The sequence below is a fragment of the Stappia sp. 28M-7 genome (assembly GCF_014252955.1).
Taxonomy (GTDB): domain Bacteria; phylum Pseudomonadota; class Alphaproteobacteria; order Rhizobiales; family Stappiaceae; genus Stappia.
The window spans coordinates 1,652,507-1,664,696 of sequence record NZ_JACMIA010000001.1; the positions used below are offsets into that span (position 1 = coordinate 1,652,507).

The window sequence follows — 12,190 nt, forward strand, 5'->3', positions numbered from 1 at the left end:
GCGACACTACGGGAGGCACGTCATGGTGCTGCGAAGCGACATCCTTTGCGAGGCGCGGCGCTGGATCGGCACGCCCTATCGCCATCAGGGCAGCTGTCGGGGCGCGGGCTGCGATTGCCTGGGCCTGGTGCGCGGGGTGTGGCGGGCGATCCACGGCACGGAGCCGGAGGCGCCGCCCCCCTACAGCCGCGACTGGGCCGAGGCGGATGTGCGCGAGACGCTGCTCGCCGCCGCGCGCCGCCACATGGAAGAGCTCAGCCTCGCCGAGGCGCAGCCGGGCGACGTGCTGCTGTTCCGCTGGCGCGACGGGGCGCCGGTGAAGCATGCGGGCTTCCTCTCGACGGACCTCACCGGCACGGCGCCTGCGATGATCCACGCCTATGAGGGGTTGTCGGTCTCCGAAAGTCCGCTGGTGCCGGCCTGGCGGCGGCGGATCGCCGCCGTCTTCGCCTTTCCGGGAGCACGCTGATGGCAACGCTCGTTCTGGCGGCCGCCGGCCAGGCGCTGGGCGCGGCCTTTCTCGGCAGTACCGGCGCGATCCTCGGCCAGGCGGCCGGCGCGCTGGCGGGCCATGCGCTCGACCAGCGGCTGTTCGGTCAGACGCGGACCATCGAGGGGCGGCGGCTGTCGGATCTTTCCGTCCAGTCCTCGGCGGAAGGTGCGCCGCTGCCGCTGGTCTATGGCCGGGTGCGGCTGGCCGGACAGGTGATCTGGGCGACCCGCTTCGAGGAGGAGGTGCGCGAGGAAACCACCGGCGGCAAGGGCGGCGGCAGCAGCACGCGGGTGCGCAGCTACCGCTATCACGCAAGCTTCGCCGTGGCGCTGTGCCAGGGGCCGATCTCCCACGTTGGGGCGATCTGGGCGGACGGCAAGCCGATGGAGCTGACCGGCGCGACCTGGCGGCTCTACAAGGGCGAGGCGGACCAGCCGCCGGACCCGCTGATCGCGGCGCTGCAGGAGGCGACGCCCGCCTATCGCGGCACCGCCTATGCGGTGTTCGAGCGGCTGCCGCTGGAGGAGTTCGGCGACCGGCTGCCGCAGCTGACCTTCGAGGTGGTGCGCGCTGTCGAGCCGCTGGAAGAGATGGTGCGGGCGGTGACGATCATCCCCGGCGCGGGCGAATTCGTCTACGAGCCGGCGGAAGTGACCTGGACGGTGCGTCCGGGTGTCTCCGAACGCGCCAACCGCCACGTCTCTCACGCGCCGAGCAACTGGACCGCCTCCATCGACGAATTGCAGGCGCTGTGCCCGAACCTGGAGCAGGTGGCGCTGGTGACGGCATGGTTCGGCGACGACCTGCGCGCCGGTCACTGCACGATCCGCCCCAAGGTGGAAACGCGCGGCCGTCAGACGCGCGGCGCCACATGGCGGGTCGCCGGCCTCTCCGGCGCGGTCGCCGAGGAGGTGAGCCGGCACGAGGGGCTGCCTGCCTATGGCGGCACGCCGTCGGATGCGAGCGTGGTGCGGGCGATCCGCGACCTGAAGGCGCGCGGGCTGAAGGTGGCGCTCTACCCCTTCCTGCTGATGGACGTGCCGCCCGGCAATGCTCTCCCCGATCCTTACGGCGGGGGCGAACAGGCGCCGCATCCCTGGCGCGGGCGCATCACCGGCGCGCTGGCGCCCGGCCTTGCCGGCTCGCCGGACGGCACGGCGGCGGCGGGCGCCGAGATCGCGGCCTTTGCCGGGACGGCGCATGCGGGGCAGTTTGCGCCGTCAGGCGACGGTGTGTCGTATCTCGGCCCCAGCGAGTGGAGCTACCGCCGCTTCGTGCTGCATCACGCCGCGCTCGCCAAGGCGGCCGGCGGGGTCGATGCCTTCCTGATCGGCTCGGAAATGCGCGGCCTGACGCGGCTTTGCGACGCGCCCGGCAGCTTCCCCTTCGTCGAGGTGCTGCGCCAGCTGGCCGGCGAGGTGCGCGCGCTGCTGCCCGAAGCTGCGATCACCTATGCGGCGGACTGGAGCGAATATGGCGGCTACCAGCGCGGGAGTGGCGAGCTGCGCTTTCCGCTCGATCCGCTGTGGGCCGATCCGCAGATCGATGCGGTGGGCATCGATGCCTATTTTCCGCTCGCCGACCAGCGCGAGGACGGCGACCCGGACGGCACTGTCGACCCCTACGACATCGCCGCGCTGGCGGGCGCGGTGGCGGGCGGCGAGGATTACGACTGGTACTATGCGAGCGAGGCGGACCGGCGCGCAGGCCTCCGCTCTCCGATCAGCGACGGGGCGCATGGCAAGCCGTGGGTGTACCGCGCCAAGGACCTGAAGGGCTGGTGGTTGAACCCGCATGTGGAGCGGGTCGGCGGCGTGGAGATCGGGGGGGCGACGGCCTGGGTGCCGCAGTCCAAGCCGATCTGGCTGACGGAGCTGGGCGTGCCGGCGATCAGCCGCGGCGCCAACCAGCCGAATGTCTTCTTCGACGCGAAATCCTCCGAATCCGCCTGGCCGCGCTTTTCCGACGGCGGGCGCGACGACCTGATCCAGCGCCGGGCGCTGGAGGCGGTGATCGGCCGCTGGTCGGGATGGCATCCGCAGCTCGGCGCCGGCGACAACCCGGTCTCGCCGCTATATGGCGGGCCGATGGTCGATCCGGCGCGCATCCACCTGTGGGCCTGGGACGCGCGGCCCTTTCCCGCCTTCCCGACGGCAACGGACCTGTGGGCCGACGGCAGCAACTGGCGCGCCGGCCACTGGCTGAACGGCCGGCTGGGCGGGCTGTCGCTGGCCGGGCTGGTGCGGGCGATCGCCGCCGATTTCGGCCTGCCGGACGATCTGATCCGGCTCGGAGGCCTCTCCGGGACGCTGGATGGGATCGCGCTGGCAGGACCCGTGGCGCCGCGCGACGTTCTGGCGCCGCTGATCGAGGCGCATGGCGCGGTCGCCGTCGATCGGGGCGAGGCGCTGGCGCTGCTGCCGGCCTGGTCGCCGGCCATCACTGAGCTGGACGCGGGCGGGATCCTGGCCGGCGATGCCGACCGTCCGGCGCTGTCGCTGCGGCGGAGCGAGACGGCGGACCTGCCGGCGGAGGTGCGGCTCGCTGCGCGCGATGCGACCCGCGAGCACCGGCGCTTCGTCGTGTCCTCGCGCCGGATCGAGGGACATGGCGCGCGGGTGGAGGAACTGGATCTCGGCGCGGCGCTCGACCCGGCGCTGGCGGCGGGACTTGCCGACCGGCTGCTGATGCGGCGCTGGAACGAGCGGGAGGAAGCGCAGCTGGCGCTGCCGCCGGGGCGGCTGGAACCGGAGGCCGGCGACGTGGTGCGCCTTGCGGCCGATCCGCTGCTGGGGCGCGAGGAGGCGCTCGACATCCGCATCGACGGTGTGGAGGAGGCGGAGGGACGCCGGCTGACCGGCAGGGTGGTGCGCCGCCCGCCGCCGAGCGCGGCCCGCGCCATCGGCGGCGAGGCGCGTCCGCGCAGCATCACCGCGACGGCCGGCGGGGTGGAGGCGGTGATCCTCGACCTGCCGCCGCTGCCCGGCGACAGCGCGGCGCAGGCTCCGCGTCTGGCCGTGTTCAGCGCGCCCTGGCCGGGAGCGGTCGACGTCTATCGCTGGCGCGACGGCCTGTCGCCGGTGCGCCATGCACGGGCCGAGAGCCCGGCGCTGATCGGCACGCTGGTGACCGAGTTGCCGCCGGGGCCGGTGGCGATCTGGGACCGGGGCAGCCGGCCCGTGGTGGAGATTTCCGGCGGCACCCTGTCCTCGGCGAGCGAGGAGGCGGTGCTGTCGGGGGCAAATGCGCTGGCGGTGCTGGGTGGGGCCGGCGGGCTGGAGGTGCTGCAATTCGCCGGCGCCGAACTGGTCGGCCCGCGCCGCTACCGCCTGTCGATGCTGCTGCGCGGCCAGCAGGGCACGGAAGAGGCGGCGCGCGCGCCGACGCCGGCCGGCAGCCGGGTGGTGCTGATCGACGACGCGCTGCTGCCGCTGCCGCTGACCCTCGACGAGATCGGCATCGGCTTTTCCTATGCGGTGCTGCCGGCCGGACACGCACTCGACAGTCTCGCCCGCGTCGATCTTGCCCATACAGCGATGGCGCGCGGGCTGATGCCCTTCGCGCCGGTGCATGGGCGCGCGAAACGGCTCGCCGGGGGCGAGGTGCAATTCACCTGGATCCGCCGCACGCGCATCGGCGGCGACGGCTGGCGCGAGGGCGAGGTGCCGCTCGGTGAGGAGCGCGAGGAGTATCTCGCCGAACTGCTGGACGAAGGAGGTATCGCCCGCTGGTCGGCGAGCGTGGCGAGCCCTGAGGCGATGCTGACGGCAGCTCAGGAAACGGCTGCCTTCGGCGGGCCGCAGGCGCAGTTCCGCTTAAGGGTGCGGCAGGTCTCGGCGAGCGTTGGCCCGGGGCTCGCGGGCCTCTTCGAGCTCCATCCCTGATTATCATCCACGCAAGGAAGAGACCCATGAAGGTAAGCGAAAGGGGCCTGGCGTTCGTCGCCAGGCACGAGGGCTTCGTCGCGAGTGCGTACCGCGATCCGGTCGGCGTGCTGACCATCGGCTACGGCTTCACCATGGGCAGCCGCCTCTTCGCGGAAAGCTGGCGCAAGGCGCATGGCCGCGCGCTCGCCCCCGGCGACCGGATCTCGCGCGCCGAGGCGGACCGGTTGCTGCGCCGACTGATCGACGAGGAATACGGGCGCGAGGTGACGAAGGCGCTGGGCGAGCTGCCGCAGCACCGGCACGACGCGGCCTGCTCGGTCGCCTTCAATCTCGGCCCGCGCGCGCTGCAGTGGCGCTGGGCGACCGCGCTCAAGGCCGGCGACGTCGAAGGCGCGGCCGATATCCTTGGTGCCAACTACAACACCGCCGGCGGGCGCAAGCTTGCCGGGCTGGTGCGGCGGCGCCAGGAAGAGGCGCGGCTGCTGCTGACCGGCGATTACGGAGACGGCGTCGCGGCCGCAGTGCCGCCCGGCAAGTTGCCCGAGGTGCCTGGCGGTCTGCTGGCACGCCTTGCGGACCTGATGCGGGCGCTGTTCGCCCTGCTGCGCCGGCGCTGATCCCTTTCATCCGACACCTTGCGAGAAGGAGACCGCGATGCGCGGCTGGAGAACCCTTGCCCTCAATCTTGCGACCGGCCTTGCGGTGGTCGCCGCCGAGATGGCCGGCTTTCTCGCTGGCGTCGACTGGGCGGCCGCACTCGGCCCGCGCGAGGCGCTGTGGCTGGTGGTTGCGGTCAACCTCGCCAATATCGCGCTGCGCCACCTGACGCGCGGACCGGCCGGCTGGTGCGGCCGGGAGGGCAAGTGCGACGAGCCGGACGTGGAGGGACGGCGATGAGCGGGCTGCTCGCCTTTCTCGCCGGCCCGCTGTTGAGTGCGCTGGTCTCCCTGATGGAGCGGCGCCTGTCGGCGAAGGAGCGGCAGGGGGACCTTGCCGCGGAACTGGCGGCGCAGGAGATCCGCGCCGAAATCGAGGCCCGGGCCGAGGCCCGCAAGGTGCTGATCGCCGAGCAGGGAACCCTGCTGTCGGCCGGGCGGATCGGCCGGCTGGTCTTCGTGCTGCCGCTCGGGCTGTGGTGGACGGCGGTGATTGTCGATTCGATCTTCGGTTTTTCTTGGAATGTCGCAGCGCTGCCGCCGCCGCTGGACGAATGGGCCGGCGGCATCGTGCTGTCGCTGTTCCTGGTCGACGGCGCGAAAGGCATCGCGCGCAACCTGCGGGCAAGCCGGAAGGCGGGCTGAGCGGCGTTTCCCGTGCAGTACCTGCACCTTGCGTTCATGTGCTATTCAGGCGGTACACGGTATGGATCGCGCATGGTCAGGCAGCTACACATTCGCAAGACGTCCCGACGCGCCGCATTGGTGCTGGCGACGGTGCTTGCGCTCCTCGCTCCGGCGCTGGCGCAGGCTCAATGCCTGAGCCAGTCCCAGGCCCGTCAGGCCGTGCAGGCAGGCGAAGCGCGCCCGCTCGGCAGCATCGCCGGCCGTGCCGGCGGCGAGATCGTGCGCGCCGAACTGTGCATGCAGGGCGGGCAGCTCGTCTACATCCTGTCGGTGCTCGACGGGGGACGGGTGAAGGAGCGCGTCATCGATGCCCGCTCGGGACAGGTGCTGCGCTGAAGACGGCGCTGCGACACGACACGTAAGGAACAGGCCCGACCATGAGACTGCTCGTTGTTGAAGACGACAAGGACCTCAACCGCCAGCTCTCCGAGGCGCTGGGCGAAGCGGGCTATGTGGTCGACACCGCCTTCGACGGCGAGGAAGGCCACTTCCTCGGCGACACGGAACCCTATGACGCGGTGGTGCTGGATCTCGGCCTGCCGGTGCTCGACGGGCTGTCGGTGCTGGAGCGCTGGCGCCGCGACGGGCGCCTCATGCCGGTGCTGATCCTCACCGCCCGCGATCGCTGGTCGGACAAGGTGGCCGGCATCGACGCGGGCGCCGACGACTATGTCGCCAAACCTTTCCACATGGAGGAAGTGGTGGCGCGGCTGCGGGCGCTGCTGCGCCGGGCGGCGGGCCATGCCAGCAACGAGATCAGCGTCGGTCCCTTCCGCCTCGACATCCGCGCCGGCAAGGTGACCAAGGACGGGGCGACGATCAAGCTGACTTCGCACGAGTTCCGTCTGATCTCCTACCTGATGCATCACAAGGGGCGCGTGGTCTCGCGTACCGAGCTGATCGAGCACCTCTACGACCAGGATTTCGACCGGGATTCCAACACGATCGAGGTGTTCGTCGGGCGGCTGCGCAAGAAGCTGGACAGCGACCTGATCGAGACCGTGCGCGGTCTCGGCTACAGGATCGGCGAGCCGGATGCCTGAGAGCGGGCAAGGCACCGAGGACGATGCCGGGCAGGAGGCCGGCGAGACGGCAGCGGCAACGGTCGCCCGTCCTGCACGCCAGCGCTCCATCGCCACACGGCTCATCCTGGTGGCGTCCCTGTGGTCGCTGGTCGCGCTGCTGGTAACCGGCACCGTGCTGGTCGCACTGTACCGGGAGGCGAGCGAGCGCGAGTTCGACGCCCGCCTAGACGTCTATCTCAAGGCGATCATCGGCGAGATGGCCGCCGGCACTCCCAGCGAACCGGCCGAGCCGGGCAATCTCGGCGACCCGCGCTTCGATCTGCCGGCCTCCGGCTGGTACTGGCTGGTGATGAACGCGGACAGCGGCGAGGTGCTGTTTTCGTCCATGTCGCTGCTCGGCGACCGCTTGCCGCTGGACGAGCCGCAGCCGGGCGTCATCCTGCGCTCGGTGATCTCCGGCCCGCAAGGGGCGGAGCTGCGCGTGCTGCAGCAGACCATCATCTTCGGCGAGGCGGCGGCCTACCGGATTGCGGTTGCCGGCGAGACGGCGGAGCTGCGCGAACGCGAATACGATTTCGCGGGCCAGGTGGCGCTGACGCTGCTGGTGCTGGGCCTTGGCCTCATCGGCGCGATCTTCCTGCAGGTGCGTGTCGGCCTGCGTCCGCTGGTGGCGCTCAGCGCCTCGCTGGCGGCGGTGCGACGGGGCGATGCCCAGACGGTGGACGAGAACCTGCCGCCGGAACTGAAGCCGGTGGCGGTGGAGCTCAACGCGCTGGTGCGGTCCAACCGCGAGGTGGTGGAGCGCGCGCGTACCCATGTCGGCAATCTCGCCCATGCGCTGAAGACGCCGCTCAGCGTCATCCTCAACGAGGTGCGCGGCCAGGACGCTCCCTTCGCCCCGAAGGTGGCGGAACAGGCGGAGGTGATGCGCTCGCAGGTGCATCACTATCTCGAGCGCGCACGCATGGCGGCGCAGCGACGGGTGATCGGCGTCTCCTGCGACGTGGAACCGGCCCTCTCGCGCCTGATCCGGGCAATGACGCGCATCCATCGCGACCGCGGCATCGAGATCTCCCTCGACATGAAGACGCGCCTGCGCTTTCGCGGCGAGGAGCAGGACCTGGAGGAGATGACCGGCAACCTCATCGACAACGCCTGCAAGTGGGCCGCCTCGCGCGTGCGCGTCAGCGTGGCGGCGGTGGGCGCAGGCGAGGGGGGCGAGCGGATCGTCATCACAATTGTGGACGACGGGCCGGGGCTGGGCGAGAGCGAAATGGCCGAGGCGCTGAAGCGCGGCCGGCGCCTCGACGAGACGGTTCCCGGTACGGGCCTCGGCCTGTCCATCGTCGTCGATCTGGCGGGGCTGTATGGCGGCGACCTGGCGCTGGCGCGCGATCGCGGGCCGGGCGGCGGCGGACTGGCGGCGCGCCTGACGCTGCCGGCGATCTGAGGACGCGCGAAGGCGGTGGAAGCCCCTTGCACCGACGCAGTTCGGCCACAAATGCGTGTAACGTCTGGCGCTTGAATTCGGGCCGACCCTTCCTCCCGGTTGGCGAACCCAGCCCGGACGTTTAGGCTTATGGCGGTGCTTGTGCGCCGCCGCTTCGACTCCTGTGCCTTGCACGGGAACCGGACCCAGAGGGATGACACGAGGGCAAGAGCGGATGAACGCCTTGAAACTCGCCATTGCTGTGACCCTGGCCGCCGTGGCTGGCGCCTGCAACACCGGCGGCAGCGTCGGTGCGGGGCCCGTCGTCGTCGGCGGCAGCCTGTTCGGCAGCGCTTTCAGCGCGCCGACCGTCCAGCAATCGGAAGCCGATGTCGTCCTTGCAGACCTGCTGCGCTCGGAAGCCGGACAGGGCCTGGAAAGCTCCGACCGCAGGGCCGCGGCGACCGCGCTGCGCGGCGCGCTGGGCACCAACCGCACCGGCGAGACCGTGCAGTGGCAGAACCGCAGCTCGGGCACCAGCGGCCGGGTCGTGACCGGTCCGAGCTACCAGGTGAACAACATCCTGTGCCGCGACTACACCCATGTGGTGACGGTGGAAGGCGTCGAGCGCTCCATGCGCGGTGCGGCGTGCCGCAGCGGCGATGGCGGCTGGCTGCCGATCACCTGACCGGGGTTTCGGGCAGAACGGCTGAAACCGCCCGCAAACGCTGGGTTTTTCGCCGTTTCCCGGGCGATCCGCAAAGCCGGGTATGGACCATCGCCAAGATTCAATTAATCATTTTCTGAAAACATCCGCCAACGATCCCAGAACTCGTTCGAGCGCGGACTGATGCCTAACCGGCACCTTTTGACGGAAAAGATCCGATCCTATCTGCAGGCCCTGTCGCCCCGCGCAGTGCAGACCCTTTTGCGTGGCCTAGAAGGAGCGCGTGCGCGCGGATCCGACGACCCTCATCTCGACCTGATTCTCGACGCCTGCCTGAGCGCGGTGCGTCCCGAGACCGGCATCGTGCTCAATGCCGAACCGCGCGAGAACTGGCTGCAGCGCCTGTTCTTCGCACCGGTGGAGGACATGCTGGTGACCGAGATGCTGCCGAGCAAGGAGCGCGGCCGGATCACCCGCTCGAGCCTGCCGCAGATCTGGACCTGGATCGCCCGCGACATCGCGCCCGACCGGGTGAGCGTGGCGCTCGAAATCAGCCGCCGCCTGGAGACCGAGCCCGACGAGGTGATCGAGCAGGCCGTCTCGCTTCGCCGCAACGTGCTGGCACCGATGGAAAAGGCGCTGGCCGAGGCGCATGCGGACGACCGCTTGCACCAGAAGATCAGCATGCTGGTGGGGGGCGAGCGGGCGCTGCGCGACGTGGAGGACCTCGTCGCCGCCTTCCGGGAAGGGGCCTGGCTGGAAGCCCTGCGCGAAAGCCTTCCCCAGCGGCTGACGGAATGGGACTTCAAGCCGGGCAGCCCGTCGCTGACCCGCATCAAGGCCGTGACCGACCGGCACAACGAGGAGCGTGCGCTGATCGCCGCCATCGTGCTGAGCCGGGTGGAGGCCCCCGAATCGATGCTGTCGCTGGCAGCGGCGCTCTCCGGCTCGATGTCGATCCGCAAGATCGCCGAGAGCAGCTATTCGGTCTTCGCGGAAATGGCCCTGTCGGAAGTCGAGCGCTATGCCGGCATCGCCTGCGGCGACTGCACCAATCTCAAGCTGTCCGGCGCCATCGACGCCTATACCCGCATCGTCAAGGTGCTGGACCGCCAGTTCGACCTGATGGAAAAGCCGGCCTGGCACAAGCGGGTGGCCGAGACGCGGCGCGTCATGTCGGCGCTGGTCGCCCGGGAACTGGAAGTGGCGACAGGCAGCATCCGCCGGCTGCTGGTGGTGCCGAAAGCTGCGCCCGGCACGGAGCCGGAGGTCGACGTGGTGCTGCTGGAAGAGGCGCATCGTGGCATCATGCTGGTCAACAAGATGCGCGATGCAGCGGAAAACCTGGCGGTCAACGAGATCACCGCCCGCACCCGCCACGCGCTGGACCAGTCGCTCGACATCAAGACACGCTCGCTGCTGGCCGCGCTCGCTGCCTCGCGCGAGGAGGATCGCCCGGCGCATCTGTTGGCCGTCGACATCGCCATCGACCTGTGCGAGGCGTTTTACGGCAAGGATTATGCCGATCAGCTGCGGCGCAGCCGCAAGGCGGCGCTGACGCCCAAGCCCAAGCAGGAAGCCCGGCAGGCCGCGTCCTGACGAAATTACCGAGGCCGGCGCGGATCTGACCTTTTCGTGAAGGGGAAAGGGGCGGCGCGACCGCCTGTCACAGGCCGCTAATACTTGCGGAAACGCGCAAGGCGCGGTCTATATCCCCCTCATGACGCTCTGGATCGCCTTCTCTCTGCTCACCGTGCTGGCGGCGCTGGCCGTGCTTGTACCGCTCGCCCGCGCCGGACGCGGTGTCGCGACGGCTGCCGCCCTGCATGACGCCGAGGTCTACAAGTCGCAGCTTGCCGAGGTGGAGCGCGATCTCGACCGCGGCTTGATCTCGCAGGAAGCGGCGCAGGCCGCGCGCACCGAAATCGCCCGCCGGCTGATCGCGGCCGACCGGGAAGCGCAGCGCGGCGGCGGGACGGAGCCTGCAGCCACGGACGGAAGGGCGGGGGGCGCCGCGCGCCTGCGCATGGTGCAGGTCGCCGCGTTGCTTCTCGTGCCGCTCGCAGCCGTGGCCGCCTATATCGCCTTCGGCTCGCCCGACATTCCCGATCAGCCGCTGTCCGCCCGCATCGAGGCTCCGGCCCAAGGCCGCTCGTTGCCCGACCTGGTGGCGCGCGTCGAGCGGCATCTGGCCGACAATCCCGAGGACGGTCGGGGCTGGGACGTGCTGGCGCCGGTCTACATGCGCATGGGCCGGCCGCAGGACGCGGCCTCCGCCTATGCAAGGGCCATCCGTCTGCTGGGATCCGACGTGCGGCGCGAGACCGACCGTGGCGAGGCATTGGTCGTCGCCAACAACGGTATCGTCAGCGCAGATGCGCGCGCGGCCTTCGAACGGGCCGTCACAATGGACGCGCAGGCGGTCAAGCCGCGCTTCTTCCTGGCGCTGGCGATGACCCAGGAAAACCGCAAGGACGAGGCGATCGCCGCCTGGCAGTCGCTGCTGGCCGATGCCGAGGGCGGCGAGGCCTGGGCCGAGGCTGTGCGCATGGAACTGGCCAAGCTCGGCGTCGAGGCGCCCGCCGTGGCTGGTCCTTCCCGCGAACAGATCGAGGCGGCCGGGAGCCTGAGCAACGACGAACGCCAGCAGATGATCCGGTCGATGGTCGACGGGCTGGACTCGCGTCTTGCCGCAGACGGCGGCAGCGCCGAGGAATGGATGCAGCTGATGCGCGCGCTGAACGTACTGGGCGACCGCGAGCGTTTGCGCCAGGTCATAGCGCGCGCCGGCGAGGCGCTGAAGGATGATCCGGCGGCACTCGCGGGCATCCGGCAACTGGCCCGCGAACTGGGCGAGGGCTCGTGAGCCACCGGGAACAGACGAGCTACGGAAACGGACGACGCAAGATGACCCGCAAGCAAAGACGCATGACGATGATCGCAGCCGCCGGCGGCGTGCTCGCCGTCGCGATCGGGCTGATCCTGGTGGCGCTGAACGACCAGATCGTCTTCTTCCAGAGCCCCAGCGACATCGTCGGAAAGCAGCTGCCGGACGGCCAGCGCATCCGCCTCGGCGGTCTCGTCGAGGAGGGCAGCGTCGAGCGCGGCGCCAATGCCGAAGTGCGTTTTGCCGTGACCGACACGGTGGAAAGCGTCAAGGTCGTCTATGTCGGCCTGCTGCCGGACCTGTTTCGCGAGGGGCAGGGCGTGGTCACCGAAGGCGTGATGAAGGGCGATGGCTGGTTCCACGCCGACAACGTGCTGGCCAAGCACGACGAGAACTACATGCCCAAGGAAGTCGCCGAAGCCCTCAAGGGCAAGGGCGTCTGGAAGGGCGAGGAATAGC

Annotated in this window: 12 protein-coding genes; all 12 read left to right on the plus strand. The window is 70.4% G+C overall.

The annotated features are described in order from the left end of the window. Positions 1 to 22: 22 nt before the first annotated feature. The 12 genes from H7H34_RS07375 (at position 23) to ccmE (ending at position 12,189) form a co-directional block, all read left to right on the plus strand. Positions 23 to 469, plus strand: coding sequence for an NlpC/P60 family protein (locus H7H34_RS07375; RefSeq protein WP_185924755.1), 447 nt, complete (start codon positions 23 to 25; stop codon positions 467 to 469). Further along, positions 469 to 4,377: a baseplate multidomain protein megatron gene (locus H7H34_RS07380; RefSeq protein ID WP_185924756.1), complete on the plus strand. Its 3,909-nt coding sequence runs from the start codon at positions 469 to 471 to the stop codon at positions 4,375 to 4,377. Before H7H34_RS07375 ends, H7H34_RS07380 begins: the two co-directional genes overlap by 1 nt. 26 nt (positions 4,378 to 4,403) lie before the next feature. Continuing rightward, positions 4,404 to 4,997: a lysozyme gene (locus tag H7H34_RS07385; RefSeq protein ID WP_185924757.1), complete on the plus strand. Its 594-nt coding sequence runs from the start codon at positions 4,404 to 4,406 to the stop codon at positions 4,995 to 4,997. Positions 4,998 to 5,034: 37 nt separating this feature from the next. Further along, positions 5,035 to 5,277, plus strand: a complete 243-nt coding sequence (locus H7H34_RS07390) for a hypothetical protein (protein ID WP_185924758.1) — start codon at positions 5,035 to 5,037, stop codon at positions 5,275 to 5,277. Continuing rightward, the gene (locus H7H34_RS07395) at positions 5,274 to 5,681 is read left to right on the plus strand and encodes a hypothetical protein (RefSeq protein ID WP_185924759.1); all 408 of its coding nucleotides are present in this window, start codon (positions 5,274 to 5,276) and stop codon (positions 5,679 to 5,681) included. Before H7H34_RS07390 ends, H7H34_RS07395 begins: the two co-directional genes overlap by 4 nt. A gap of 72 nt (positions 5,682 to 5,753) precedes the next feature. Beyond that, the gene (locus H7H34_RS07400; RefSeq protein ID WP_185924760.1) at positions 5,754 to 6,059 is read left to right on the plus strand and encodes a PepSY domain-containing protein; all 306 of its coding nucleotides are present in this window, start codon (positions 5,754 to 5,756) and stop codon (positions 6,057 to 6,059) included. A 41-nt stretch (positions 6,060 to 6,100) separates the two neighbouring features. Beyond that, complete coding sequence (locus tag H7H34_RS07405) at positions 6,101 to 6,766, plus strand: response regulator transcription factor (RefSeq protein ID WP_185924761.1); 666 nt, start codon at positions 6,101 to 6,103, stop codon at positions 6,764 to 6,766. Continuing rightward, positions 6,759 to 8,198: an ATP-binding protein gene (locus H7H34_RS07410; RefSeq protein WP_185924762.1), complete on the plus strand. Its 1,440-nt coding sequence runs from the start codon at positions 6,759 to 6,761 to the stop codon at positions 8,196 to 8,198. The genes H7H34_RS07405 and H7H34_RS07410 overlap by 8 nt, the downstream gene beginning before the upstream one ends. A 193-nt stretch (positions 8,199 to 8,391) precedes the next feature. Then, the gene (locus tag H7H34_RS07415) at positions 8,392 to 8,865 is read left to right on the plus strand and encodes an RT0821/Lpp0805 family surface protein (protein WP_120269139.1); all 474 of its coding nucleotides are present in this window, start codon (positions 8,392 to 8,394) and stop codon (positions 8,863 to 8,865) included. A gap of 240 nt (positions 8,866 to 9,105) precedes the next feature. Then, a complete protein-coding gene (locus H7H34_RS07420) occupies positions 9,106 to 10,443 on the plus strand; it encodes a hypothetical protein (protein WP_185924763.1) in 1,338 nt (445 codons plus the stop codon). Between the two features lie 121 nt (positions 10,444 to 10,564). Further along, entirely contained in the window at positions 10,565 to 11,710 is a 1,146-nt protein-coding gene (ccmI, locus tag H7H34_RS07425; protein ID WP_185924764.1) for a c-type cytochrome biogenesis protein CcmI, read from the plus strand. A gap of 41 nt (positions 11,711 to 11,751) precedes the next feature. Further along, positions 11,752 to 12,189, plus strand: coding sequence for a cytochrome c maturation protein CcmE (gene ccmE / locus H7H34_RS07430; RefSeq protein ID WP_120269142.1), 438 nt, complete (start codon positions 11,752 to 11,754; stop codon positions 12,187 to 12,189). Position 12,190: the final 1 nt, after the last annotated feature.